The organism is Pseudomonas sp. MF08817 (assembly GCF_059862705.1).
On sequence record NZ_JCBCUY010000021.1, the window covers coordinates 1 to 26,129 of the forward strand.

The following is a 26,129-nucleotide window of genomic DNA, read 5'->3' on the forward strand; positions in this document are numbered from 1 at the left end:
CAGTGAAACGATGCATCGCCGATGGTAGTGTGGGGTTTCCCCATGTGAGAGTAGGTCATCGTCAAGATTAAATTCCGAAACCCCATTTGCGAAAGCAGATGGGGTTTTGTTTTGCGCGATGGAAAAGTGCTCATTGTTATGGCGATCTATTGCGGACAATTTTGCACAGTTATTTTCAAGACAGAGCACTAGAATAGCTCCCCTCTTTTTCCTTCCGAGACCAGAGTCTTTTATGTCTGATCCAGTTCACGCCCAGCAGGTATCAGACTTACCGCTGGATGACCTGGTGGCCTGCCATGAGTGCGACCTGCTGATGCGCAAACCGCACCTAGCCCATGGCGAGAAAGCGCAGTGCCCGCGTTGTGGCTATGAGTTGTACGCCCACCGGCACAATGTCGTCGAACGCAGCCTGGCTCTGGTCATTGCGGCGTTGTTGCTGTACATCCCGGCGAACTTTCTGCCCATCATGCAGCTCAATCTGTTGGGGCAATCGTCTGAAGATACCGTGTGGTCTGGCGTGCTCGGTTTGTTCAACACCGGCATGCAAGGCGTCGCAGTCGTGGTGTTTTTGTGCAGCATGGGCATTCCGCTACTCAAGCTGCTGTGCCAGTTGGCGGTGCTGCTGAGTATCCGCTGGAACGTCGGCCGCAGTTACGGCCTATTGCTCTACCGCTTTTATCACCATATGCGCGATTGGGGGATGCTCGAGGTCTACCTGATGGGCGTACTGGTGGCCATCGTCAAGTTGGCGGATATGGCGGCCATCACCGTGGGCCTAGGCCTGGTGTGCTTTATCAGCTTGCTGTTGGTTCAAGTTCGGTTGGAAATGGTGATGTCGCCGCACCAGATCTGGCAGGCATTGTCGGGGGAGGATATTCATGCGGGCGATTGATGCAGGCATTCTGATTTGTATGGAATGCCACGAGTTGAACCGGCAGGTGCCGGACACCGACGAGCAAACCTGCACCCGCTGCGGTGCGCTGGTTCACGCACGCCGCCCCAACAGCCTGATGCGCACCTGGGCCTTATTGGTGACGGCCGCCATCCTCTACATCCCGGCTAACTTGCTGCCCATTATGACGGTCAGCTCATTGGGCAAGGGCGAACCGAGCACCATCATGTCCGGGGTGATCCAATTGGTTCAGCACGGCATGTTGCCCATCGCGGCCGTGGTATTTATCGCCAGTATCCTGGTGCCCACATTTAAGTTGGTGGGCATCGCCCTGTTGTTGTTCTCGGTGCAACGGCACCAGCCGCTTTCGGCTCGCCAGCGCATCATCATGTACCGCTTCATCGAGTTCATCGGCCGCTGGTCGATGCTCGATATCTTTGTGATCGCCATCTTGGTGGCGTTGGTGAACTTTGGCCGGCTGGCCAGCATTGAGGCCAATCTCGGTGCGGCGGCTTTTTCCAGTGTGGTGATTTTGACGATGCTTGCCGCAGTAACTTTCGATCCCCGACTGATTTGGGATAACACGGAGTCGGACGACGACCATGACTGATTTGCCTACCGCTAAAACCCGCCCCGCGTCCAATTGGTCGGCCATTTGGGTGCTGCCCCTGATCGCCCTGGTGATCGGTGGCTGGCTGGGTTGGCGTGCCTACAACGACACCGGTATTTCGATCCAGGTCCGCTTTGAAAGCGGCGAGGGTATTCAAGTTAACAAGACGGAAGTGGTCTACAAAGGCATGTCCGTGGGTAAGGTCAAGACCCTCGCCCTGGACGACCAGGGCAAGAGCAAAGGGGTGATCGCTACCGTTGAGATGAACAAGGACGTCGAACAATACCTGCGCACCGGTACCCGTTTCTGGCTGGTCAAACCGAGCGTGTCGCTGGCCGGTATCACCGGTCTGGAAACCTTGGTCTCGGGCAACTACATCGCGGTCAGCCCCGGTGAAGGCGAGTCGACGCGCAAGTTCAAGGCCCTGGGCGAAGAGCCGCCGCTATCCGATTCCAAGCCCGGGCTGCACCTGACCGTCAAGGCCGAACGCCTGGGCTCGCTCAATCGCGGCAGCCCGGTGTTCTATAAGCAGATCCAGGTCGGCGAGGTGAAAAGCTACCTACTCTCGGAGGATCAGAATACTGTCGAGGTCAAGGTCTACATTGAACCGACCTACGCCAAACTGGTGCGCAAACACACGCGTTTCTGGAATGCCAGTGGCATCAGCATCGACGCCAACCTGTCTGGGGTGAAGGTGCGCAGTGAGTCGTTGTCGAGCATCGTTGCCGGCGGCATTGCCTTCGCCACGCCGGAGAACCGCAAGGACAGCCCGCCGACCGACCCGAGCCTGCCGTTCCGTCTGTATGAAGACTTCGACGCAGCCGCCGCGGGTATCCGCGTGAAGGTCAAACTCAGCGATTTCGAGGGCCTGCAGGCCGGGCGCACGCCGGTCATGTACAAGGGCATCCAGGTCGGCAGCCTCAAGGCCCTCAAGGTTGACCCGGACCTGTCCAGCGCCAGCGCCGACCTGACCCTCGACCCGCTCGCCGAAGACTACCTGGTGGACGGCACCCAGTTCTGGGTGGTCAAACCTTCCATCTCCCTGGCCGGCATCACGGGTTTGGAAGCCCTGGTCAAAGGCAACTACATCGCCATTCGCCCGGGTGACAAGGGCGCCGCGCCACAACGCGAGTTCGAGGCGCGGGCCAAGGCGCCGCCCCTGGACCTGCGTGCCCCCGGCCTGCACCTGGTGCTGTTCACCGACAGCCTCGGCTCCTTGGAGGTCGGCAGCCCGATTCTGTACAAGCAGGTCAAGGTCGGTTCGGTGCAGAGCTACCAGTTCTCCCGCACCCGCAAGCAACTGATTATCGGCGTGCACATCGAGAAAGAGTACGAAGGCCTGGTCAACGGCTCGACCCGGTTCTGGAATGCCAGTGGCATCACCCTTTCCGGCGGCCTGACTGCCGGTATCCAGGTCAAGAGTGAATCGCTGCAAAGCCTGATGGCCGGTGGCATTGCCTTCGAGACCCCAGAGGCCAAGGTGCCGCTGACCAAGCGCATCCCGCGTTTCCGCCTTTACGCCAACCACGAAGAGGCCATGCAGAAGGGCACTGTGGTCACCATCCGGGTCGAGCGCGCCGATGGCTTGAGCAGCGGCACACCGATCCGCTTTAAGGGCCTGGATGTGGGCAAGGTCGAAGACGTTGATTTGAGCGACGACCTGCAATCGGTGCTGCTCACCGCGCGCATCACCGAAGTACCGGAACGCATCGCCCGGGTCGGCAGCCAGTTCTGGGTGGTCAAGCCCGAGCTGGGCCTGATGAAGACCGCGAACCTGGAAACCCTGGTCACTGGGCGCTACCTGGAGGTGCAACCGGCAGTCAAAGACCTCGGGCCACAGAAAGCTTTCGTTGCCTTAGTCCAGCCGCCGCAGGTCGCCGTTGCCGAGCCAGGCCTGAGCCTGGTGCTGAGCGCGGCGCGGCGTGGCTCGCTCAAGGTGGGTGTGCCGGTCACTTACCGTGAGATCACGGTGGGCAAGGTCACGGGGTACGAGTTGGGCCAGACCGCTGATCGGGTGTTGATCCACATCCTGATCGAGCCCAAGTACGCGCCACTGGTGCGTGGTGGTAGCCGGTTTTGGAACAGCAGTGGCTTTGGCGTGGACTTCAGCCTGTTCAAGGGGGCGACGGTGCGCACCGAGTCCCTGGAAACCCTGATCCAGGGTGGCATTGCTTTCGCCACCCCGGACGGCGAGCGCATGGGCAACCCAGCGCTGGCCCAGCAGACATTCCCGTTGTTCGACAAGTTCGAGGACGAGTGGCTGCTGTGGGCGCCGAAAATTGCGCTGGGTAAATAAAGGGACCGCGTTATCGTTCATCGCGGGCGGGCCCGCTCCCACGCTTGAGTGTATTTGCAGGCCAAATGTGGGAGCGGGCCTGCCCGCGATGGCGCCCTCACAAACGCGAACCCACAAAAAAGCCGCGATCCCAATGGGTCGCGGCTTTTTGCGTTTCAGCGTGGTCGATCAGACCTCGTCCAACTCCGGCGCCAGCGTCTCGACAGGCTGCAACGCCTTTACTTCGTCATGGCGGCGAATGAACTTCCAGTCCGACTCGTCGATGTAGATGCCATTGGGCCCGCTGCCGCCTTCCAGGTCGATGGCCACGTGGGCGCAGACCTGCGGCTTGACGCTGGCCAGGATCGGCACGAAGCCCAGTTGCAGACTGGTTTCCAGTAGCGCGGCCTGGTTCTTCTCGTCGATGTCCGCCGCTTCGTCCAGGTAGTACGGCAAGCGCACGCGCCCGGCCTGGTCGCGGTCCATCAAGTGCAGCAACAGGTACATGTTGGTCAGCGCTTTGATGGTCATGGTGGTGCCGTTGGACGCCGCGCCGTCGATGTCGGTGTGGATCACCGGTTGGCCGTTGATCTTGGTGATCTCGAACGCCAGCTCGAACAAATCCTTTAGCCCCAACTGGTTGTGGTTCGCCGCCACCAGGCGCGCCAGGTATTCCTTGGCCTCTTCGTTCTTGCTGTCCTGGTCGGCGCTTTGGCTGAGGTCGAACACCGAAAGCGTCTCGCCTTCCTCGTACTGGCCGGCGCTGTGGATGATCTGGTCGATGTGCTTGAGGGCTTCCTTGTTCGGCGCCAGCACGATGCGAAAGCTTTGCAGGTTGGATACCTGGCGTTTGTTGATCTCGCGGTTGAACAGCGCCAACTGGTGTTCGAGGCTGTCGTAGTCGCTGCGGATGTTGCGCAGGGTCCGGGCGATGTCCGTGACCGCCGCGCGGCGCGCCTTGCCCAGGGTCAGGGCTTCGTCGGTGCGGTGCGCGTAGGCGTTGATGAGCAGTTGCAGGCGCCGCTCCATGTCGTCTTCGCTGTCGAACTTGGCCACGCCCTTGAGGCGCACCTGGGCATACAGCGCCTCGATCTGGCCATCGGCGCGCAGCAGCCCTTGCCAGCTGTCCTGATAGTCATTGAGTAACGGCAGCAGGTTGTCCATGGAGTCGTCGACCGGGTCCATGAACGGCGTGCCGAACGGCAGGTCGGCGGGCAGCAACTGGCGGCGGCGCAAAGCGTCGTCGAGGGTGCGCTGCTTGGCTTCCATGTCGCCGATCTGGCGGCCGACCAATTGCAGCTTGGCCGACAGTTGCTGGACCCGCTCGGTGAAGGCGTCGCTGGAACGCTTCAACTCGTCCTGGGCGGCTTCCATCTGCGCGAGGTTTTCCAGTTTCTCGTCTTCTTCAGCGCTCAAGGTCTGGGCGCGGCGGAAGTCTTCCAAGGCTTTTTGCGCGTCCAGCACCTGCTGGTACAGGGCCTCGGTCTGGGTCTTGCTCGCGGCGCGGTCGGCGGCCACGGCGGCTTGGGTCTTGAGCTGCTTGAGTTCTTTGTCCAGGCGATCCTTCTGGTCGCGCAGCGCGGCGCGGTCGGCCAGGGCTTGCAGGGCCGGCGGCTCGATGTGCGTCAAGTCGATGGCTAACCCTGGCACCTCAAAGCGTTCGCCCTTGAAGCCGTCGAGGATCACTTCCAGGGATTTGACCCACTGGCCGTCCTCGTCCAGGGCAATGCCGTGCTCGCCCAGGGGCAGGCTGAACAGTGCGCTGTTGAACAGGCGCATCAGGCGTTCCACGTCCTGCTGGGAGAACTCTTCACGCAGGCGCGCGTAGCTGTTGTTATCGGCGTGGTCGAGTTGCTGCTTGACCGACTTGAGGCGTTTTTCCAGGTCCCGCAGGCGTTCTTCGAGGTCTTCGGCGCTGAACTGGCGCGACTGCGCCAGGGCACCAGCCAATTCGTCGTGGGCGTCCTTGGCGGCCAGCAGTTGCTGCTCCAGCACTTTCACGTCGTCCACCAGGGCGAAGCGATGCTTGAGCACCGCCAGTTCGCCGAGCCAGCGCTGGATGCCGCTGATTTCCCGCTCCAGGCGCATCAGCTCTTGGGTGCCGCCGCGCTGGTCGTTTTGCAGGGCGTCTTGCTCGTTGCGGTAATGCTCGGACTGGATCAGCAGCTCTTCCTTGCGTGCACCGGCGTAGTCCGACCAGGTGCCCAGCAGGGAGTCGAGCAGCGGTGACAGGCGATGCAACTTGCCACGCAGCACATCGCGCTGCCTGACCCCGGCGGCCAGCGCCTCGACCAGTGGCCCGGCGGCGACCATCGAGTTGTAGTCCTGCTCCATGCGCCGCACGTCGCGGAACGCCTCTTCGCAGGCGGCGATGTAGTCGACGCTGCCGGAGCGCAGGCTGTGCTCGAAGGCATCGAGGAACAATTGCTTGAGCTTGGCCGCGGTGATTTCGCGCATGTGCAGCAGGTTGATGAACAGGGCGCGGAAGGTTTTCAGGCTCTGTTCGCTGGTCGAACGCAGCGGGATCAGCGTCAGGTCCAGGGGAATGGAGGTGTGGCCGCCCACCAGCAGGCGTCGCAGCTCGTCGGGCTTGAGGTCATAGGCCTTGATGCCCAGGCGTTCGAGGTTGTTGAACAGTTCTTTGTGGCGCAGGCAGGTGTCGTCTTTCTGGTAATGGGCCAGGTCGAGCTTGCCGGCATAGGCGAAGAACTGGTGGCCGAAACCGCCGCCCGGGCCGCGTCCGACCACGCCAATGACGTGAGGGCCGTGGGGCAGGGCAACTTCGACGAGGATGTAGCTGGTGTCGGAGGCGAAGTAGAAACGCCGCGATTGCTCCAGGCTGTACTTGCCGAAGCTCATGTCCGACATGCGCGCCAGGATCGGGAACTGCAACGCGTTGATCGAGGCGGACTTGCCCAGGTTGTTCGCGCCGTAGACCGACAGCGGCTCTTCCAGGGGGAACAGGCCCAGGCTGTAGCCGGCGGTGTTCAACAGGGCAAAGCGGCGGATGCCGTAGCGTTCCTGGCTCATGCTTCATTCTCCTGTTCTTCGGCAATGGCGCGGGCCAGGGCGTCTTCTTCGCTTTCGTCCGCGGCGCCGAACGGGCTGAGGTCGAGGGGGTCGTCGGTGTGCAGCAGGTGTTCGTCGCTGTCGTCATCGACCAGCACCGGCGCCGGCAACGGCAGCACGCTGTGCAGGCTGGCGGCCAGGTCGCGGTCTTGTTGCACCGACAGGCACACGTCGAGGAAGCGGTGCATCGGCGGCAGGAAGCGGTAGACGCCGTTTTCTTCGCCGGCAAAGCCCAGTTGGGTCATGCGCCGCATGATTTTTTCTTCCAGCTCTTCCTGGGTCTGCACTTCGGCCTGGATAAACAGGTCGCGGTACTTGTCCAGCAGCGAGGGCAACTCGTCGCGGCCCAGGCTGCCGCCATCGAGCACGGCCACCGGGTCGCGGCCCTGGTCGGCCAGGTGCTCGACGAGGATGAAGGTGAACAGCGCCAGGCGCTGCGCGGTTTTGTTCACCGCCGCGGCGGCCAGTTCCGGGACGAAGTAGTAGAAGCCGCGGGTGTCGCACACCAGCTCAAAGCCCAGGGCCTTGAACAGGGTGCGGTACTGGTCCTGGCAATTGGACAGTTGGGCATACAGCTCCGGGTCGCGGCGGCTGACGTGGTAGCCCTTGAACAACTCGCGAAAGATCGGCGCCAGTTGGGACAGTTCGGAAAGATCAAGATGCATGAGGAGTGCTCGCAGAATGCTCGGGCGTATCGTCGCTGGCCGAGAGCAGGGCGAAGGAGCGCAGGCTGACCTGGTGCTCGTGGGTGTGGTAGTCGCGGCGCTCCAGGCGCTCGCGTTTGAAGCGTTTTTCCCGCGACAGGCGCGAGAACCAGTAGAGCAATTCGTCGGTGGCGCCGTCGGGCTCCTGTTCCAGCAGCCAACTCATCAGGTCCGGCATCGGCAGGGCGCCTTCGCAGCGCTCGAGCATCTCGCGCACGGTGCGCGGTGCCCGTGGGGCCTCGCCCTTGTGGGTCTTGTGGGCCTTGGGGAAGCGTGCCGGCTTGGGCTCGAAACGGGCCAGGGCATAGACGTAGGCTTCGACCTGGCCGGAACTGCCGAGGAAGGTGCTCTGCGGACGGGTGAACAGCGGCATGGCGGCCTGGGGCACGGCGTCGATGCCTTTGCGCCGGATCGCCGCCAGCGCTAGCGCCGCGCCGCGGGTCACGGCGTTGTGCCGGCGCGCTTCTTCGCGCAGGGGCAACAGCAGCTCGCGGGCGTGGCGCAGGGTCAGTTGGGCGCTGGTTTGCATTTCCAAGATGCGCGCGTGGGTGCGCAGCAGCATGTCGTCGTCCACCAGGTGGCCCAGGCGCTGTTGCTCGCTGAGCATCTTGAGCAGCACGTTTTCGACTTTGCGCACGCCTTGCTCGAAGGCGCCGTCGGCGTTGACCAATTGGATCATCGGCTCGACGTACTCGTCCCAGGTCGCCAGCACTTCGGCGTAGCGCTGGCGCAGGGGGATCTGCCGGTCGCTGGTCTTGGCTCGCTCGGCCACGGCCACCAGGGCCTGCTCGTCGTTGGCGAGTTTTTTCAGCACATCGCGCACGCGCATGTCCAGCAGGCGCAACTGGCGCGCCAGGTCATTGCCGTCGCGGATGTCGAAAGCATCCTGGATGTACCCGGCCAGGCGTTCGAGGTGGCGCAGGTAGGCTTCGATTTCCAGGCACAGGCCCAGGCGATGCTCGCGGCGCAGGTAGGCGAGGAAGTCGTGGATCTGGGCGTTGAGCTCGAAGCGGTTCGGGCTCTTGGCCACGGGCACCAGGATGTCCAGGCGGATCCACACGTCCAACAGGCTGGTGATGTCCTGCGGCGTGCTGTCCAGTTGCTGGGCGGCCAACTGTGAACGCAATTCGTTGAGGCTCAGGGTGCCCTGGTCGAAGTGCTCGCACAGCGGCTCCAGGAGGGCCCAGTGTTCAGCGAGGGCGCGCAAGACGCGCTTGGGTTCGATCATCAAAATGGCCGGCTGGTTAGCGATTAAAAGCGGCGATTGTACTGCATCGCACGGGTCCGCAAGCGCCGCGGGTCAATCGCTGAGACGAGTAGCCGCTTTTGTGGCGATCAACTGCGGGCGATCTTGGGCGAAGGGCGGTAGAATCCCCGCACTTTCCGTTATCCAAAAGTGGCCGAGCTTTGCTTATCGAGTCCCGTCGCCGCGCTTACCTAAGCGCCATGCAGGTGGTCAACTGGCTACCGCGCACCGAATTGCCCTTTGCCGCGCCGTCGCGGCCAGAGCTGCTGGCGATGCCCGAACTGCTGGGCGAAGAAGCCGCGCCCGACGTGCCGAACCTGATCGAAACCCCCACGCCCACGCCACCGAGCGAGCGCCCCCGGGTCGAAGTGCCCCGGCCTGTGCCTGCGGTGGCACGCCCGGCGAGCAAAGCGGTGGAGGAGGCCAAGCCCGCCGCCCCGGCCCGCGCACCCCAGGTGCCACCGCCGCGCTTTGCCCTGCAATTGCTGCGCGCTGGGCGTTGCCTGCTGCTGGTGGAACTGCCCACCGGCGAGCCCTTCCAGAGCCGCGACCCGGCTTACCTGCTGCTCAAAGACATGCTGCGCGCCGCCGGCCTGCCGGACAGCCCGCAGATCGTCGGCGAGCCGGTGCGCTGGCCGCTGTTGGTGCGCGGCACCATGGACCAGGGCCCGGAGGCGGCACGGGACTTCGTCCAGGGCTTCGTCGCCGCGCGCCTGGAAGAAGAGGCCTGTGCTTGCCTATGGCTGATCGGCCTGCCGGCGGTGCGTTTTGCCGGCGAGGCCGATGCGCAGTCGTACCACCGCGAACTTGAGATCGAAGGCCTGGGCGTTGCCTGGGCCTTGCCCGGCCTTGAACTGTTAATGGAAGAGCCACAGCGTAAGGCTGATGTCTGGCAAGCGATGCGCCGGCTGATGGCGCGCTGGAAACCCACCGATGAGTGACGCTGTAACCTTCCGCCCGATGACCGAGGCGGACCTGGACGCTGTACTGAAGATCGAATACGCCGCCTTCAGCCACCCCTGGACCCGGGGGATCTTCCTCGACGGCCTGGGCAAGTACCACATCTGGCTGATGTTCGAGGGCCAGCAGCAGGTCGGCCACGGGGTGGTGCAGATCATCCTCGACGAGGCGCACCTGCTCAACATCACCGTCAAACCGGAAAACCAGGGCCGTGGCCTGGGCCTGGCGCTGCTGGAACACCTGATGTCCATCGCCTACAAGGCCAAGGCGCGCGAGTGCTTCCTGGAACTGCGCGACAGCAACCGCGCGGCGTTTCGCCTCTATGAGCGCTACGGCTTCAACGAAATCGGCCGCCGCCGCGACTACTACCCGGCCGTGGGCGGGCGCGAGGATGCGGTGGTGATGGCTTGTACCTTGGTTGACTGACTGAAAGTATCGCGAGCAGGGGCTTTGTGGCCGGCTCAACAACCTTCTGTGAGAGGGTTTGTTGTGGGAGCGGGCAAGCCTGCTCCCACAAGGGTTTTCCACAAGACTCTGCGCTTTGGTGGGTGCGGGCCGGGCAGCGCTCCGCTCGCCCGCGATGGCGTCAGCCCAGGTACCGCTTGGCTAGCGGTTGCCATCCACCGGTTCGCGCTCGGCCAGTTCGGCTTCGTCCCAGCCATTGCCGCCGCCGATGTCGTCTTCGTCCACTATGCTCAGGTCCCAATCGGCGGGGTTGTCTTCGCCGGCTTCCTGGGCGTCGCGGGCGCCGTCTTCGAGGATCAGGGTTTCTCTGCTGAGGTCGTCGTCGGTCAGTTCGTGGTCGGGCGTGGTAGCACCGGTCATTCCGGCTTCATGATGCCGCGGTGGTGGGGCGTCACGCTGGCGTTCGCTTTCGGGGGTGAGTTCATTGAGGTGTTCGCCGCTGTCGTCCCGGTCGAAGTCCAGTTCGTTCATCGAGCCCATGCGATCCTCGTTGTCATCGATGGGTTCGGGCTGCGGCGCGCCGTAGGGGCGTCGTGATTCGGTCATGGCAATTGCTCCCAGGGTGTGTACGGTGGACAGGCACACCCCCCGAAGATTCAGAGATTTTCCAGGCGTGCGACGATCTGCCTGGCCAACGTGACGCCGAACGGCGCTCGTCTGTCAAAGCTGCGCATCATTCTTGAGGCTTCACAGCATGAACGAACTACAAGACCTGATTGATAACAACGAGCGCTGGGCCGACGCGATCACCCAGGAAGACCCGGATTTCTTCGCCAAACTGGCCCGCCAGCAAACCCCCGAGTACCTGTGGATCGGCTGTTCCGACGCGCGGGTGCCGGCCAACGAGATCGTCGGCATGCTGCCGGGCGATCTGTTCGTACACCGCAACGTGGCCAACGTGGTGTTGCACACCGACCTCAATTGCCTGTCGGTGATCCAGTACGCGGTGGACGTGCTCAAGGTCAAACACATCCTCGTCACCGGCCACTATGGCTGCGGCGGTGTGCGTGCCTCGATGCAGGATCGCCAATTGGGCCTGATCGACGGTTGGCTGCGTTCGATCCGCGACCTGTACTACGAACACCGCGAAGCGCTGGGCCAATTGCCCACCGAAGAAGAGCGGGTTGACCGCCTCTGCGAGTTGAACGTGATCCAGCAAGTGGCCAACGTCGGCCATACCAGCATCGTGCAGAACGCCTGGCATCGCGGCCAGAGCCTGTCGATCCATGGCTGCATCTACGGGATCAAGGACGGGCGCTGGAAAAGCCTGAACGCCACCATCAGCGGTTTCGAGCAATTGCCGCCGCAGTATCGGCTGCGTCCGGCGGGCGCATCGTAGGGAGCGTCAACAACGGCTCTGCCGGTACCAGTGTTGTAGGAAGAGTTGCCCCTGGGCGTTGGGGGCCTCTTCGTAACCGGTAATCCAGCCACGGCACTGGGGCGAGCCGCATTGGCAGGCGAACTGGGCCGGCAATTGCTCCTCGGTGCTGGCCAGGTCCATATACAGCAGGTCGCCCCGGGCGATGTCCTTGAGCGACCACATCCACAGCTCGCTCATGTCCAAAAACACATTGGGGTCGCAGGAGTGCGCCAGTAACCCGGTGAACCACGGGTCGTGCAGGTGCACGCCGTGCATCATCTGCCGGGTCCAGGGGCCGCGGGCCGGCACCATTACCCCGGAAAACCGGCACACGCGGCAGATATGCCGAACTGTTTGCAGGCTGCTGAGCCCCGAAATCTGCCCGCCCGTGGGCGTGCTGACGGCGAAGTCTTGCCTGGAGGGATAGCCATCGCTGACCTGCAGTTCGTCAAAAGGATAGAGGCAGTCGCGGGTGCTTTTGCCGAGCTTGTCCATTTTCATAACGATCCTTGTTCCGGCACGGGTGCATCAATGCCATCCAGAGCGCTCCAGCTCTGGTGCGGCAGTCGGTGCTGGCCAAGCCTCGCGCAAAAAAGCACCAGGGTCTACTGTCATTTCTGACAGTAGATATCCGCTAGTTATCGCGTCAGCCATGGCTGACGCGAGGTGTTATCACAAGGCCGGGGTGACGGCCGCATCGGTGGCGGGAGCCTGGAGTTGCTGGAGTTGTACGCTGACGGCCGGGGTCGCGCACTGGGTTTGGGCGTCGGCCGGCGACAGCTTGCGGATCGAGGTATAGAACAGTTCGCAGGTCTGGGTTTTCTGGCTGTCCTGCCAGGTTTGGGTGCAGCGTTGCAGTTGCGCGGCGGGGTCGGCGCCGGGCTGGGAGCCCATCGCAGCCTGCCAGCACGCGGCACTGAGGTCCTGGCCCATGGTTTTCAGGCCCACGGCGTCGGCGCGGGCCTGGTCGCCGTCATAGTTCTCGGGGTCGGCGGCATACCAGATATAGCTGGGGTGATTGGCCCCCAGCACCGGTACCTTCACCGCGGCCACCGGGTTGATCTGCGCCAGGCCCAGCACGGTCACCGTGACCCCGTATTGCTGTTTGAGCCAATTGCGCACCGGCGCGCCAAAAGCCACCATCGGCAGGCCCGTATCCCCCTCGCCACGGCTGAGTTCGCGCACCATCGTGGCCTGATAGTCCTTGAAATAGTCGTAAATGCCTTCTAGATCCTTGCCTGCACTGGAGGGTGCGGCCACCGGGGCGATATCGACAATGGTCTGGAACGCGGGTGTTTGCTCGGCCGGGATGCCATTGGCGGTGAGCAGCGTGGCCCAGCGGTCGGTGGTGGCCGAGTCGAGATAGTCCTGGGCGCGGGTCAGGGAGTAATCGGGTGGGAAGTGCAGCAGTTCGACGCTTTTGCGTTTTTCCAGGGCCATGCCCAGGGGCAGGAAGAAATACCAGTCATAGGCCCACTTGCCCTCGGCATTCAGGCGCCGCGCCCCTTCGTAGGCCAGATCGCCGGCCTCCAGCAGGGCCGCCAAGGGCTTGCCGTAGCTGGCGGGCACCCCGGTGATGCTGGCGTAGAGCTGCTGGTTGTCGGCGGTGACGCGCACTATCGCCGTGTCGTAGCCGTCGCGTTTCACGCTTTGCCTGAGGTAATGCTCCACCGTTTGCGCCAGGGTCCAGTCGCGGTAGCAGATCACCGCGCAATTGTTCGGGTAGGCGAAGAGGCGGGTGACCCGCTCGGTACTGCCGAGCGCCAGTTCGGCGTCGGCCAAGGCATGGCTGCTCAAGCCCAGGGTGGCGAGGGTCAACGTCAGGGCGGCGAGTTTGTGCATGGGGGACTCCTTGTCGACATTTTTGAGTGAGGGGCGGGTGTTGCGCGTGAAGAATAGGCGGGCGCTGCACGACCGGGGGCAAGATGGCCACAAATCATGGCAATATGCCGTCCGCTCATCATCGATCAAAGGACTGAACCATGGCTTTTACCGATCAAGAACGCCTTGCCCTGCTGGCCGTCAAAGGCGTTGGCCCGACGGTGGTCAGCCGTTTGGAGCAAATGGGCTTTGCCTCGTTGGGCCAGTTGGCCGAGGCCGATGCCCTGGAGATTGTCACCAATGCTTCGGCCCTGGTGGGGTCGACGTGCTGGAAGAACAGCCCCCAGGCGCGGGCGGCGATTCAGGCGGCCATTGCCATGGCCAAGGCGCGTTGAGCCGTTGAAGGGCGGCGCGGGGTTTGCGTATCAAGCGGTCTATCGCTACGTCTTGGAGCTGATCGCCAGCCACCGCCATGAGCAGCGCCTGCCCTCGCTGCGGCAACTGGCCCAGCGCCTCGGGGTGTCGGTGTCCACCACCAAATACGCCTACGCCTTGCTGGAAGACGAGGGCCGTATCCTGTCGCGGCCGCGCCTGGGTTACTTCAGCCGGCCAGCGCCACTGCCGGCCACCGGCGCCGCGCCCGCCAGCCTGCTCGACCGGGTCTACGCCAGCGCCCGGCAACCGGGCATGTTGGCGCTGTCCAGCGACAGCCCGGCGATGCTGCTGTCCCTGGAAAACCCGCTGCTGATGACCGAGCGCGAACTCACCCGCCAGTACCCGCGCCCGCCAGCGCCGCTGTACCAACCGTTTGGCGAGGCGCAGTTGCGCGCCGTAGTGGCTGCGCAGTACACCCGTTCGCCCGACCAGGCCTGGCAAACCGAGCAGGTGTATGTGGGCGCCGACCTGCACAGCGTGTTGCAGATTGCCCTGGCGGCGCTGGCGGCCAAGGGCCGCGTGGCGTTGGTGGAGTCGCCCTGTTCTTGGGCCGTGCTGCGCCAATTGCACAGCGCCGGGGTGGAGGTGGTCGAACTGCCGTTGGGCGACGATGGCCGGGTGGACCTGATGCAGGTCGAGCACCTGCTGCAACGCCGGTCCGTGGCCCTGGCGGTGTTTTCGTCCACCTTCGCCAGCCCCCACGCCAGCCTCATGCCCGCCGCCGACAAGCAGCAACTGTGCGCCTGGCTAAGCGCGCGGGGCATTTGGTTGCTGGAGAACGACAGCTACGGCCAGTTGTACTTCGGGCCACAACCGGCGCGGTTTCGCGACTTCGCCGACCCTGAGCGGTTGATGGTGTTTTCGGCGTTGGACAAAACCATCGGCGCCGAAGCCCCGTTCGGCTACCTGCTCAGCCGCCAACTCGCCCCCGCGTTGCAGCGCGAATGTCTGGCGCGGGCCTTTCGCCTGTCACCGATGCGCCAGAAAGCCATCGCCCGGCTCCTCGGCTCGCGGCGCATGGGCGCCCACCTCGCGGCACTGCGCGGGCAATTGCAGGGGCGGGCGGCACACCTGGCCCAGATGCTCAGCCAACACACCGGCGAACGCCTGCACTGGCTCGCCCCGGCCGGTGGTGCGACGCTTTGGGCTCGGGCGCGGCGCCCGGTGGACATGGCCCGGGTGTTCGAGCGCCTGTTGGCGCAGCGCATCGTCATCGCGCCGGGGGCGGTGTTCAGCCAGGCCGGGCATTGGCGCCATCACCTGCGCCTGAGTTTCACCCTGGACTGGCAGCAAGACATCGCCACGGCCCTGCAACACCTGGCCCACGCCCTGGATCAAGAAGCGCTCAACTGACCCCGTAGCAATGGCGCGGCTCGGGGAATTGGCCGCTGCGCACCTCATGGGCGAACGCTTCGCAGGCCTGGCTTATCAGCGCGCCGACGTCGGCGTATTGCTTGACGAACCGCGGCACCCGCGAGCCGCCCAGGCCCAGCAGGTCTTCGGTGACCAGCACCTGGCCGTCGCAGGCCGAGGAGGCGCCGATGCCAATCGTCGGCATCGGCGAAAACCCGCTGATGCGCCGCGCCACGCCTTCGGCCACTCCCTCCAGCAACAGGCTGAACGCCCCGGCGTCGAGGTGGGCGCGGGCGTCCTGCTCGATCAGGCTGGCGCCGCTGTCGCTCAGGCCTTGGGCCTTGAACCCGCCCATGGCGTTGACGTACTGGGGCATCAGGCCGATATGGGCCATCACCGGAATGCCGCGCTGCACCAAAAACTCCACCGTACCGGCCAGGGCCTGGCCGCCTTCGAGCTTGAGCGCGTCGCACCCGGTGCGGGCCAGCACCTGGGCGCAGTTGCGGTAGGCCTGTTGCGGCGATTCCTGGTAACTGCCGAACGGCATGTCGGCGATCACGCAGGCCTGGCGGGTGCTGGCGACCACCGCGCGGGTGTGGCCGATGATCTCTTCCAGGCTCATGTCCAGGGTGCTGGCGCGGCCGTAGCCGACCATGGCGGTGGAATCGCCGATGAGGATGAAGTCGACGAAGGGGTCGAGTAAACGGGCAAATGCACTGCTGTAGGCGGTCAGCGAGACGATTTTCTGCTGGCCTTTCATGGCCACCAACTGCGGCACGGTCAGGCGGGTGGTGCGTGAATGAGTGCTCATGGCGGCTCTCCTGCGGGGTGGGAAAGCGCCCGATTATTGGCCGCCGGCGGCGCGATTCAATGCACAGCCTGGGGCTAAAAACCGACCCAGCGCTGTGTTTGGGTTGTTTCGGCGGTTTTTTGCGTAGACCATTGGCGCCATCGTTTTGCCCCACTTGCGAGTGTATTTGCATGACCGCCACCCCTGACCCGCGCCCGGCACCGTTTTCCCGGTCCGACTACAAGACCCTGGGCTTGGCCGCCCTGGGCGGCGCGTTGGAAATCTACGATTTCATCATCTTCGTCTTTTTCGCCCTGACCCTGAGCCAGCTGTTCTTCCCCCCGGAAATGCCCGAATGGCTGCGCCTGCTGCAAAGTTTCGGGATTTTCGTCACCGGTTACCTGGCGCGGCCCCTGGGCGGCATCCTGATGGCGCACTTTGCCGACCGCTTGGGGCGCAAGAAGGTATTCAGCCTGAGCATCCTGATGATGGCGCTGCCGTGCCTGCTGATCGGCATCATGCCCACCTACGCCCAGATCGGTTACCTCGCACCGCTGCTGTTGCTGGCGCTGCGCATCCTGCAAGGGGCGGCGGTGGGCGGCGAGGTGCCCAGCGCCTGGGTGTTCGTCGCCGAGCATGCGCCCCGGGGCCATCGCGGCTATGCCCTGGGCTTCCTCCAGGCCGGGCTGACTTTCGGCTACCTGATCGGCGCCCTCACGGCCACGGCCCTGGCCCAACTGTTCAGCCCGGCGGAAATCCTCGACTACGCCTGGCGCTACCCCTTCCTGCTGGGCGGTGTGTTCGGCGTGATTGGCGTGTGGCTGCGCCGCTGGCTGAGTGAAACCCCGGTGTTCATGGCCATGCAGGAACGCCGCGAAGCCGACCTCGAACTGCCCCTGCGCACCGTGCTGCGCGAGCATCGCCTGGCCATCCTGCCGGCGATGATCCTCACCTGCGTGCTGACGTCGGCGGTGGTGGTGTTCGTGGTGATTACCCCGACCATGATGCAAAAAACCTTTGGCATGAGCGCCAGCCACACCTTTGCCCTCAGCGCCCTGGGTATCGTCTTCCTGAACATCGGCTGCGTGCTGGCGGGGCTGATCGTCGACCGCATCGGCGCCTGGCGCACGGTGATGCTCTACAGCCTGCTGCTGCCGCTGGGGATTGGTGTGCTCTACAGCAGCCTGATTGCGGGCAGCCCGTGGGTGGGCCTGGCCTACGCCATCGCAGGCCTGGGCTGCGGCGTAGTGGGGGCGGTGCCGTCGGTGATGGTCAGCCTGTTCCCGGCGCGCATCCGGGTGTCGGGCATTTCCTTCACCTACAACATCGCCTATGCCTTGTGGGCGAGTACCACGCCGCTGTTGCTGATCGGCCTGATGCCCTGGAGCCCGTGGGTGTGCGTGATCTATAGCGCCGTGATGGGGGCGGTGGGTATCGCCAGCGCCCTGTACTTCGGCACCCGCCTGCCCGGCGCCAGCCAGGAGCCGGTGCCTTCGGGCTGCTGAAACGTGCGAGCCCGGTAGCACCGCCCGTGGGTGTTTTTGTGGGCGCAGGCTTGAAATCGCCATGGCAGGCGGAGCCAGCCCCCACAGGGCGGTGATAACCACGCCCGTGTGCTAGCCATGCGCCTAGAAGTTTGGCTTTTGATCTTGATTCACCCACCCACAAAAAAGCCCCGACACTCAGCGAGTGCCGGGGCTTTTGATGTTGCGCTCAGGCGTTACTGCGCGGTGCTAAGGGCCTTGGCCTTGCTCATGCGCAGCAGGTAGAAGCCCCAGATAATCAGGACCCACACCGGGATGGCATACACCGAGGCGCGCACGCCCGGGATGGCCAGCATCACGCCAATAATCCCCAGCATGAACGCCAGGCACAGGTAGTTGCTGAACGGGAACCAGAAGGTCTTGAACCCGGTTTCCACGCCTTGTTCCTTCATGGCTTTGCGGAACTTGATGTGGGTCAGGCTAATCAGCGCCCAGTTAATCATCAGGGACGCGACCACCAGGGCGAACAGCAACTCCAGGGCGTTATGGGGCGCCACGTAGTTGATGACCACGCACAAGAGCGTTACCAGCGCCGAGACGCCCAGGGCCCGCAGTGGCACGCCTTGTTTGTTGAGCTTCATCAGCGCCTTGGGCGCGTCGCCCTGTTCGGCCAGGCCAAACAGCATGCGGCTGTTGCAGTACACGCCGCTGTTGTACACCGACAGCGCCGCGGTCAGGACCACGAAGTTGAGGATGTGCGCCGCGGTGTCGCTGCCGATCAGGGAGAAGATTTGCACGAACGGGCTGCTGCTGTATGGGTCGCCCGAAGCGCCCAGGGTTTGCAGCAACTGGTCCCAGGGGTACAGCGATAGCAGCACGGTGAGGGCACCGACGTAGAAAATCAGGATCCGGTACACCACCTGGTTGATGGCCTTGGGGATCACTTTGCGCGGCTCGCTGGCCTCGGCGGCGGTGATGCCCACCAGTTCCAGGCCGCCGAAGGAGAACATGATGAACGCCATGGCCATCAGCAGGCCGCTGTAGCCATTGGGGAAGAACCCGCCGTGGCTCCACAGGTTGCTGAACGAGGCTTGCGGGCCGCCCTCGCCGCTGAACAGCAGGTAGCAGCCGAGCACGATCATGCCGACAATCGCCACCACCTTGATGATGGCGAACCAGAATTCGGTTTCACCGAAGAACTTCACGTTCAGGGTGTTGATGAGGTTGACCAGCACGAAGAACACCACGGCGCTGACCCAGGTGGGGATTTCCGGCCACCAGAATTGGATGTACTTGCCTACAGCGGTCAACTCGGCCATGCCCACCAGCACGTAGAGCACCCAGTAGTTCCAGCCGGACAAAAAGCCCGCGTAGCCGCCCCAGTATTTGTGGGCGAAGTGGCTGAACGAGCCGGCCACGGGCTCTTCGACGATCATTTCACCCAGTTGGCGCATGATGAGGAACGCGATGAAACCGGCGATCGCATAGCCGAGGATCATCGACGGCCCCGCCGACTTGAGTACGCCCGCCGAGCCGAGGAACAGCCCGGTGCCAATCGCACCTCCTAGCGCGATCAGTTGAATATGCCGGTTCTTCAAGCCGCGCTTGAGGCCAACCGGATTTACGATGTCATCGGCCATTACATTCCCTTTTTACTTGTTGTTTTTTCAGGCGTGGTCGGAAAAATCCTGCACGTTTGACACACCTCTCTCACAGAGGGGTCAGATATTACCCTCGGTAAACTTTTCGGAACACAGCTGAACGCCTTCCAGGGCCAATCGGTAGGTGCATTAGAAGGACCGGCGGGGGCGGGGGTCTATCCGGTTAATGGGCGAAGGGAGTCCGGATAGTAGGTAATGGGTGTTTTGTGTGTGGGAATCATCGCTATGTTATGTCGGGATTTTTACCGTGAGGGCGGACTTACCCGCAATGGCGGCGCACCTGGCACTGCAGTGGCTAGCTGACACATCGCCATCGCCAGCAGGCGCGCTCCCACCCAGGTTCGCCCACAGGTGTTGTTCACCCAACAATCAAATCCCCCCTCACAGCATCTCCCGCACCAATTGCAGGCAATGGGTCAGCCCCGGCGATGGGTCGTTGACCCGGCGGCTGAGGATGATCGGTGAGTTGGCGGTGGTTTCCACGATGGGCGTGTAACCGATGTCGGCGCGGTGCAGGGCCTGGACGGAGGCGGGCACCACGGTGACACCCATGCCGGCGGCGACCAGGCCGATGGCGGTCTGCAATTCGTTGGTCCATTGCGACACCTTGACCACCAGGCCATGGGCGTCGAACAGGGCGATCACGTGGTCGGCATAGCTGGGGCGCGGGTTGCCGGGGTAGAGCACGAAGGGTTGTTTGGCCAGTTCCGCCAGGGTGGTCGGCCCGGCCAGCAGCGGGTGGCCGGTGGGCAGCACGGCCACCAGGCGATCTTCGATCAGCACTTGCTGGACGATGGCCGGGTCGTCGATGCGGATCCGCCCGAACCCCACGTCGATGCGCCCGGCCTTGAGGGCCTGGACTTGCTGCAAGGTGGTCATTTCCGACAGGCCCAGTTCCAGCTCCAGGGTGTCGTCGGTGCGCAGGCGACGGATCAGGTCCGGGAGCATGCCGTACAGGGTTGAGGGCGCGAAGCCGATGCCCAGCCAGGTTTTTTGCCCCAGGCCGATGCGCCGGGTGTCGTCACAGGTTTTGCCCAGTTGTTCCAGCAGCAGCTTGGCGTGCTCATAGAAGTAGCGCCCGGCCTCGGTCAGGCGCAGCGGGCGGCCGCGTTCGAGCAGCACCACGCCCAACTCGTCTTCCAGTTGCTGGATCTGCCGGCTCAGGGGCGGTTGGGCGATGTGCAGGCGTTCGGCGGCGCGGGTGAAGTTAAGGGTTTCCCCCAGCACCTGGAAGTAACGCAGATGGCGCAGCTCCATGGACAGTCCTCGCAACTCGGTGATGACGACGAACGATACCCTGTAGGTATCGATTGAGACCAATTCTATATTGGCAGCCCAAAAAAATGGCGGGCAGAATCGGGCAAAACAAGTAAAGAACCTGATGGGTATAGAAATGCACGCAAGCGCCATTGAATCGATCGAGACGATCATCGTCGATCTGCCGACCATCCGCCCGCACAAGCTGGCGATGCACACCATGCAGCATCAGACCCTGGTGATTATCCGCCTGCGTTGCAGCGATGGCATCGAAGGCATCGGCGAGTCCACCACCATCGGTGGCCTGAGCTATGGCAACGAAAGCCCCGACAGCATCAAGACCAACATCGACCGTCACTTCGCGCCGCTGCTGGTCGGCCAGGACGCGTGCAACATCAACGCCGCCATGCTGCGCCTGGAGCGCAGCATCCGTGGCAACACCTTCGCCAAGTCCGGCATTGAAAGCGCCTTGCTCGACGCCCAGGGCAAGCGCCTGGGCCTGCCGGTCAGCGAACTGCTGGGCGGGCGGGTGCGTGACGCGCTGCCGGTGGCCTGGACCCTGGCCAGCGGCAATACCGAAAAAGACATCGCCGAAGCCGAAAAAATGCTCGACCTGCGCCGCCACCGCATCTTCAAGTTGAAGATCGGCGCCGGCGAGGTGAACAACGACCTGGCCCACGTCATCGCCATCAAAAAAGCCCTGGGCGAGCGCGCCAGCGTGCGGGTGGACGTCAACCAGGCGTGGGACGAAGCCGTGGCGCTGCGGGCCTGCCAAGTGCTGGGCAGCAACGGCATCGACCTGATCGAGCAACCCATCTCGCGCAACAACCGCGCCGGCATGGCCCGCCTCAACCTGTCGAGCCCGGCGCCGATCATGGCCGACGAATCCATCGAGTGCGTGGAAGACGCCTTCAACCTGGCCCGCGAAGGCGCGGCCTCGGTGTTCGCCCTCAAGATCGCGAAAAACGGCGGCCCGCGTGCGGTATTGCGTACGGCGGCGATTGCCGAAGCGGCGGGTATCGGCCTGTACGGCGGCACCATGCTTGAAGGCGGCATCGGCACATTGGCCTCGGCCCATGCGTTCCTGACCCTGAACAAACTGGCCTGGGACACCGAATTGTTCGGCCCGCTGCTGCTCACCGAAGATATCCTGGCCGAGCCGCTGGTCTACCGCGATTTCCATTTGCACGTCTCGACCGAGCCGGGCCTGGGCCTGAGCCTGGATGAAGAACGCCTGGCGTTCTTCCGCCGCGACAAGTCGTCCGTGACCCTTTCCCACGCCTGAGGACAGAGCCCCATGTTGTTCCACGTAAAGATGACCGTGAACCTGCCGCTCGACATGAACCCCGAGCACGCCGCGCGCCTCAAGGCCGACGAAAAGGCCCTGGCCCAGCGCCTGATGGAACAGGGCAAGTGGCGCCACCTGTGGCGCATCGCCGGCCTGTACGCCAACTACAGCGTGTTCGATGTCGACAGCGTGCAGGAACTGCATGACACCCTGATGCAATTGCCGCTTTATCCCTACATGGCCATCGAGGTCAATGCCCTGTGCCGGCACCCTTCCTCGATTCGCGAAGACGACCGTTAAGGGCCATTGCCTGAGGCGCGGTGCCTACAGGGCAGCGCATCAGGCTCCATGCCGTGCTGCACCCAATAATTACAAGATGAGGACCTAACACCATGTCAGTCAGAATCTCCCACACTGCCCACGCCCAGAAGTTTCTCGAAGAAGCCAGCGGCAGCCTCAACGACGGCGGCAACCCGCGTGCCAAGGCGCTGATCCACCGCATTCTGCGGGACTCGGTGGCGATCATCGAAGACATGCAAGTGACCCCGGAAGAATTCTGGAAAGCGGTCAACTACTTCAACGAACTGGGCCAGAGCCAGGAAGCCGGCCTGCTGGCCGCCGGCCTGGGCCTGGAGCACTACCTGGACCTGCTGATGGACGCCGAGGACGAGCAGGCCGGTAAATCCGGCGGCACCCCGCGCACCATCGAAGGCCCGCTGTACGTGGCCGGCGCGCCGCTGTCCAAGTACGAAGCGCGGCTGGACGACGGCCAGGACCCAGGCGTGGTGCTGTTCATGCAGGGCCAGGTGCGCGACACCGACGGCAAGCCCCTGGCGGGCGCGATTGTCGATGTATGGCAAGCCAACACCGGCGGCACCTACTCCTACTTCGACGGCACCCAGTCGGAATTCAACCTGCGCCGGCGCATCGAGACTGACGCCCAAGGCAACTACCGCTTTCGCAGCATCGTGCCGTCCGGCTACGGTTGCCCGCCGAGCGGCCCGACCCAGCAACTGCTCGATCAACTGGGCCGCCACGGCCAGCGCCCGGCGCACATCCACTTCTTTATCTCCGCACCGGGCCACCGCCACCTGACCACCCAGATCAACCTGTCGGGCGACCCGTACCTGCACGACGACTTCGCCTACGCGACCCGCGATGAGCTGATTGCCGAGATCCGCTTCAGCGAAGACCAGGCCAAGGCCCGTGAGCTGGGTGTGGAGGGCCGTTTCGCGCAGATCGATTTTGACTTCACCCTGCAGCCGGCCGCCGCGCCCGTGGAGCAAAAACGCATGGAGCGTGTGCGCGCCCTGGAAGACTGACCCCGGCCCCTGTGCCCCGCCGCGAGATAACCGACCGTTTATCTCGCGGCATTTTTATTGGCGCGGGCAGTACAGGCCACTGGGATAGACTCGCGGCTAAATAACAACAATTAGAGTGCCTGGTTATGGAAAGTCATCTGCTGAGCGAGCGCAGCCTGGTGTTTGAGCGGGCCGACCCCTACGCGGTGTCCGGTTACGTCAACCAGCATGTCGGCGCCCATTGCATCCATCTGCCCAGGGCCTCCAACCCCGAGGCCAGCCTCAACCACCGCAAATTCGCCAGCCTGGACCTGTGCCGCATCAGCTATGGCGGCAGCGTGCACGTCACCTCGCCGGCCCTGGAAACCATCTACCACCTGCAAGTGCTGCTGCGCGGCCACTGCCTGTGGCGCGGCCACCAGCAGGAACACTACCTGGCGCCAGGCGAGCTGTTGCTGATTAACCCCGACGATCCGGTGGACCTGACCTATTCCGCCGATTGCGAAAAATTCATCCTCAAGATCCCCACGCACCTGATGCAAGCCGCTTGCCTGGAGCAACGCTGGCTCTACCCGGAAACCGGCGTGCGCTTCCTGCAAAACCGCTACACCCTTGGCGAGCTGGACGGCTTCGTCAACCTGCTGGCCATGGTCTGCCTGGAAGCCGAGGCGGGTGAGCCGATGCCCAAGGTGCAGGAGCACTACGCGCAGATTGTCGCCGGCAAAATGCTCAGCCTGATGAAGACCAACGTGCGCCGCGCCCACCTGAGTTCGCGGGACGCGACCTTCGAGCACATAGTCGATTACATCGACCAGCACCTGAAGCAGGACATCGACGGCGAAGCCCTGGCGCGCCAGGCGCGCATGAGCCTGCGCTCGCTCTACTCGCTGTTCGAGCGCCACGCCCACACCACACCGAGCCACTACATCCGCCTGAAAAAACTCGAACGCGTGCGCGCTTGCCTGAGCGACGACACCTGCAACGTGCGCAACGTCACCGAACTGGCCATGGACTACGGCTTTTTGCACCTGGGGCGCTTCTCGCAAAGCTACCGCCAGCAGTTTGGCGAGTTGCCCTCCGATACCCTCAAGCGCCGGCATTGAGGTTGCGTGGCGCCTGAGCGGGCGCCATCGCGAGCAGGCTCGCTCCCACAGAGCGGGCCGGGTGGCGCTGCGCTTGCCTGCGATAGCGATTTCAAAGGCCCTCCCTGCACAAAACGGATAGCGATCTGCACAAAGCGGATATTGCCGCCACCTGCGCCTGCCTAGCATGAGCCTTGCCTGAACAATAACAACGGAGGCTTTGGCCATGTCTTTGCGACCCGAATACCTTCATTCCATGCTCGAGGATGACCCCGAACAGGGCGTCTACCGCTGCAAGCGCGAGATGTTCACCGACCCGCGGCTGTTCGACTTGGAAATGGAACACATCTTCGAAGGGAACTGGCTGTACCTGGCCCACGAGAGCCAGATCCCCAACAAGAACGACTTCTACACCACCACCATGGGCCGCCAGTCGATCTTTATCGCGCGCAACAAAGACGGCGTGCTCAATGCCTTCATCAATGCCTGTAGCCATCGCGGCGCCATGCTGTGCCGGCACAAGACCGGCAACCGTGCCACCTACACCTGCCCGTTCCACGGCTGGACCTTCAACAACTCCGGCAAGCTGCTCAAGGTCAAGGACCCGGCCGAAGCGGGCTACCCGTCGAGTTTCAACTGCGAAGGCTCCCACGACCTGACCAAAGTGGCGCGCTTCGAGTCCTACCGGGGGTTTCTGTTCGCCAGCCTCAAGGCTGACGTGGTGCCGTTGGTGGAACACCTGGGCGAGTCGGCGAAAATCATCGACATGATCGTCGACCAGTCCGCCGATGGCCTGCAAGTGCTGCGCGGTTCCTCCAGCTACATCTACGAAGGCAATTGGAAACTCACCGCCGAGAACGGCGCCGACGGCTACCACGTCAGCTCCGTGCACTGGAACTACGCCGCCACCCAGAACCAGCGCAAACAGCGCGAGGCCGGCGACTGCAACCCGACCATGAGCGCCGGGAGCTGGGCCAAGCAGGGCGGGGGCTTCTACTCCTTCGACAAGGGCCACCTGCTGCTCTGGACCCGCTGGGCCAACCCCGAGGACCGCCCGCTCTACGAGCGCCGCGACGAACTCGCCGCAGACTTCGGCAAGGCCCGCGCCGACTGGATGATCGAAAACTCGCGCAACCTGTGCCTGTACCCCAACGTCTACCTGATGGACCAGTTCAGCTCGCAGATCCGCATTGCCCGGCCGATCTCGGTCAACCGCACCGAAATCACCATCTACTGCATCGCCCCCAAGGGAGAGAGCGACGAGGCGCGCGCCAAGCGCATCCGCCAGTACGAAGATTTTTTCAACGTCAGCGGCATGGCCACCCCGGATGACCTGGAAGAGTTCCGCTCCTGCCAGCTCGGCTACCAGGGCGCCGGAGGCTGGAACGACATGTCCCGCGGGGCCGAGCACTGGGTCGAAGGCGCCGACGCCGCCGCCCGGGAAATCGACCTGCACCCGCTGCTCAGCGGCGTGCGCACCGAAGACGAAGGCTTGTTCGTGCTGCAACACAAATACTGGCAGCAAACCATGCTCAAGGCCCTGGCCGCCGAGCAGGCCAAGCACATCCCCGTGGAGGCCCTGTGATGAGCATTGCCCATGAAGCGGTATGCGCCTTCCTCTACCGCGAGGCGCGTTACCTGGACGACAAGGACTGGGACAACTGGCTGGAACTCTACGCCGCCGACGCCTCGTTCTGGATGCCGTCCTGGGACGACAACGACGAGTTGACCCAAGACCCCCAACGTGAAATCTCGCTGATCTGGTACGGCAACCGCAGTGGCCTGGAAGACCGCGTGTTTCGCATCAAGACCGAGCGCTCCAGCGCCACCGTGCCCGACACCCGCACCTCCCACAACATCAGCAACGTCGAGGTGCTGGAACAGGCCGACGGGCTGTGCAAGGTGCGCTTCAACTGGCACACCCTGAGCTTTCGCTACAAAACCGTGGACAGCTACTTCGGCAGCAGTTTCTACACCCTGGATGTGCGCGGCCAGACCCCGCTGATTAAGGCCAAGAAGGTCATCCTGAAGAACGACTACGTTCGCCAGGTCATCGACATCTACCATTTGTGAGGC

General features: G+C 63.5%; 24 protein-coding genes. 15 read left to right on the forward strand and 9 right to left on the reverse strand.

Annotation, left to right across the window (positions count from 1 at the left end):
* Positions 1–232 precede the first annotated feature (232 nt).
* From AC19YR_RS14350 to AC19YR_RS14360, 3 genes are read left to right on the forward strand one after another with little or no spacing between them, the layout of a single operon-like run.
* Positions 233–892 (forward strand): paraquat-inducible protein A, encoded by a 660-nt coding sequence (locus AC19YR_RS14350; RefSeq protein WP_500598950.1) that lies wholly within the window; start codon positions 233–235, stop codon positions 890–892.
* Positions 879–1,502, forward strand: a complete 624-nt coding sequence (locus tag AC19YR_RS14355) for a paraquat-inducible protein A (protein ID WP_095107733.1) — start codon at positions 879–881, stop codon at positions 1,500–1,502. Before AC19YR_RS14350 ends, AC19YR_RS14355 begins: the two co-directional genes overlap by 14 nt.
* Positions 1,495–3,798, forward strand: coding sequence for a PqiB family protein (locus tag AC19YR_RS14360; RefSeq protein WP_500598951.1), 2,304 nt, complete (start codon positions 1,495–1,497; stop codon positions 3,796–3,798). Before AC19YR_RS14355 ends, AC19YR_RS14360 begins: the two co-directional genes overlap by 8 nt.
* A gap of 168 nt (positions 3,799–3,966) precedes the next feature.
* Here AC19YR_RS14360 and mksF read toward each other — a convergent pair whose 3' ends face one another.
* Genes mksF through mksB form a run of 3 tightly spaced genes read right to left on the reverse strand, consistent with a single transcriptional unit; the run spans position 3,967 to position 8,778 of the window.
* Positions 3,967–6,807 carry an Mks condensin complex protein MksF gene (gene mksF / locus AC19YR_RS14365; RefSeq protein WP_500598953.1) on the reverse strand — a complete coding sequence of 947 codons (2,841 nt, stop codon included), beginning with the start codon at positions 6,805–6,807 and terminating at the stop codon, positions 3,967–3,969.
* Positions 6,804–7,511 carry an Mks condensin complex protein MksE gene (mksE, locus tag AC19YR_RS14370; protein ID WP_095107736.1) on the reverse strand — a complete coding sequence of 236 codons (708 nt, stop codon included), beginning with the start codon at positions 7,509–7,511 and terminating at the stop codon, positions 6,804–6,806. The genes mksF and mksE overlap by 4 nt, the downstream gene beginning before the upstream one ends.
* Positions 7,501–8,778, reverse strand: coding sequence for an Mks condensin complex protein MksB (gene mksB, locus AC19YR_RS14375; protein ID WP_500598955.1), 1,278 nt, complete (start codon positions 8,776–8,778; stop codon positions 7,501–7,503). Before mksB ends, mksE begins: the two co-directional genes overlap by 11 nt.
* A gap of 179 nt (positions 8,779–8,957) precedes the next feature.
* Here mksB and AC19YR_RS14380 point away from each other — a divergent pair, with 179 nt between their 5' ends.
* Together AC19YR_RS14380 and rimI are read left to right on the forward strand one after the other, a co-directional pair.
* Entirely contained in the window at positions 8,958–9,737 is a 780-nt protein-coding gene (locus AC19YR_RS14380) for an energy transducer TonB (RefSeq protein ID WP_095107738.1), read from the forward strand.
* Entirely contained in the window at positions 9,730–10,182 is a 453-nt protein-coding gene (gene rimI / locus AC19YR_RS14385; RefSeq protein ID WP_095107739.1) for a ribosomal protein S18-alanine N-acetyltransferase, read from the forward strand. The genes AC19YR_RS14380 and rimI overlap by 8 nt, the downstream gene beginning before the upstream one ends.
* A gap of 180 nt (positions 10,183–10,362) precedes the next feature.
* Here the strand turns inward: rimI and AC19YR_RS14390 are convergent, their stop codons facing one another.
* Positions 10,363–10,767, reverse strand: coding sequence for a serine kinase/phosphatase (locus AC19YR_RS14390; RefSeq protein ID WP_095107740.1), 405 nt, complete (start codon positions 10,765–10,767; stop codon positions 10,363–10,365).
* Between the two features lie 148 nt (positions 10,768–10,915).
* Here AC19YR_RS14390 and can point away from each other — a divergent pair, with 148 nt between their 5' ends.
* Complete coding sequence (can, locus tag AC19YR_RS14395) at positions 10,916–11,560, forward strand: carbonate dehydratase (protein WP_500598957.1); 645 nt, start codon at positions 10,916–10,918, stop codon at positions 11,558–11,560.
* Between the two features lie 6 nt (positions 11,561–11,566).
* On the opposite strand, the gene AC19YR_RS14400 is transcribed toward can, so the two are convergent.
* Together AC19YR_RS14400 and AC19YR_RS14405 are read right to left on the reverse strand one after the other, a co-directional pair.
* The gene (locus AC19YR_RS14400) at positions 11,567–12,082 is read right to left on the reverse strand and encodes an SET domain-containing protein (RefSeq protein WP_095107742.1); all 516 of its coding nucleotides are present in this window, start codon (positions 12,080–12,082) and stop codon (positions 11,567–11,569) included.
* A gap of 171 nt (positions 12,083–12,253) precedes the next feature.
* Entirely contained in the window at positions 12,254–13,423 is a 1,170-nt protein-coding gene (locus AC19YR_RS14405) for a hypothetical protein (RefSeq protein WP_500598959.1), read from the reverse strand.
* A 140-nt stretch (positions 13,424–13,563) separates the two neighbouring features.
* Between AC19YR_RS14405 and AC19YR_RS14410 the strand changes: the two genes are divergently transcribed.
* Positions 13,564–13,797: a Pathogenicity locus gene (locus AC19YR_RS14410; protein WP_095107744.1), complete on the forward strand. Its 234-nt coding sequence runs from the start codon at positions 13,564–13,566 to the stop codon at positions 13,795–13,797.
* Between the two features lie 4 nt (positions 13,798–13,801).
* Positions 13,802–15,190, forward strand: a complete 1,389-nt coding sequence (locus AC19YR_RS14415; protein ID WP_256576520.1) for an aminotransferase-like domain-containing protein — start codon at positions 13,802–13,804, stop codon at positions 15,188–15,190.
* Here AC19YR_RS14415 and panB read toward each other — a convergent pair.
* Positions 15,183–16,001, reverse strand: coding sequence for a 3-methyl-2-oxobutanoate hydroxymethyltransferase (panB, locus tag AC19YR_RS14420; RefSeq protein ID WP_500598961.1), 819 nt, complete (start codon positions 15,999–16,001; stop codon positions 15,183–15,185). The genes AC19YR_RS14415 and panB overlap by 8 nt on opposite strands.
* Positions 16,002–16,171: 170 nt before the next feature.
* On the opposite strand from panB, the gene AC19YR_RS14425 reads away from it, so the two are divergent.
* Entirely contained in the window at positions 16,172–17,485 is a 1,314-nt protein-coding gene (locus tag AC19YR_RS14425) for an MFS transporter (protein ID WP_500598963.1), read from the forward strand.
* Positions 17,486–17,700: 215 nt separating this feature from the next.
* On the opposite strand, the gene AC19YR_RS14430 is transcribed toward AC19YR_RS14425, so the two are convergent.
* Both AC19YR_RS14430 and AC19YR_RS14435 read right to left on the reverse strand, forming a co-directional pair.
* A complete protein-coding gene (locus AC19YR_RS14430; RefSeq protein WP_095107748.1) occupies positions 17,701–19,104 on the reverse strand; it encodes an amino acid permease in 1,404 nt (467 codons plus the stop codon).
* A gap of 402 nt (positions 19,105–19,506) precedes the next feature.
* Entirely contained in the window at positions 19,507–20,382 is an 876-nt protein-coding gene (locus tag AC19YR_RS14435; protein WP_500598965.1) for a LysR family transcriptional regulator, read from the reverse strand.
* A gap of 136 nt (positions 20,383–20,518) precedes the next feature.
* Between AC19YR_RS14435 and AC19YR_RS14440 the strand changes: the two genes are divergently transcribed.
* The 6 genes from AC19YR_RS14440 to benB all read left to right on the forward strand — a co-directional run bounded on the left by AC19YR_RS14440 (position 20,519) and on the right by benB (position 26,126).
* The gene (locus tag AC19YR_RS14440; RefSeq protein WP_176465071.1) at positions 20,519–21,667 is read left to right on the forward strand and encodes a muconate cycloisomerase family protein; all 1,149 of its coding nucleotides are present in this window, start codon (positions 20,519–20,521) and stop codon (positions 21,665–21,667) included.
* 12 nt (positions 21,668–21,679) lie between these two features.
* Positions 21,680–21,970, forward strand: coding sequence for a muconolactone Delta-isomerase (gene catC / locus AC19YR_RS14445; RefSeq protein WP_095107751.1), 291 nt, complete (start codon positions 21,680–21,682; stop codon positions 21,968–21,970).
* Between the two features lie 92 nt (positions 21,971–22,062).
* Positions 22,063–22,992, forward strand: a complete 930-nt coding sequence (gene catA / locus AC19YR_RS14450; protein WP_095107752.1) for a catechol 1,2-dioxygenase — start codon at positions 22,063–22,065, stop codon at positions 22,990–22,992.
* A 125-nt stretch (positions 22,993–23,117) separates the two neighbouring features.
* Positions 23,118–24,074 carry an AraC family transcriptional regulator gene (locus tag AC19YR_RS14455; RefSeq protein WP_095107753.1) on the forward strand — a complete coding sequence of 319 codons (957 nt, stop codon included), beginning with the start codon at positions 23,118–23,120 and terminating at the stop codon, positions 24,072–24,074.
* Between the two features lie 205 nt (positions 24,075–24,279).
* Positions 24,280–25,638, forward strand: a complete 1,359-nt coding sequence (gene benA / locus AC19YR_RS14460) for a benzoate 1,2-dioxygenase large subunit (RefSeq protein ID WP_500598968.1) — start codon at positions 24,280–24,282, stop codon at positions 25,636–25,638.
* The gene (benB, locus tag AC19YR_RS14465) at positions 25,638–26,126 is read left to right on the forward strand and encodes a benzoate 1,2-dioxygenase small subunit (RefSeq protein WP_095107755.1); all 489 of its coding nucleotides are present in this window, start codon (positions 25,638–25,640) and stop codon (positions 26,124–26,126) included. Before benA ends, benB begins: the two co-directional genes overlap by 1 nt.
* Positions 26,127–26,129: the final 3 nt, after the last annotated feature.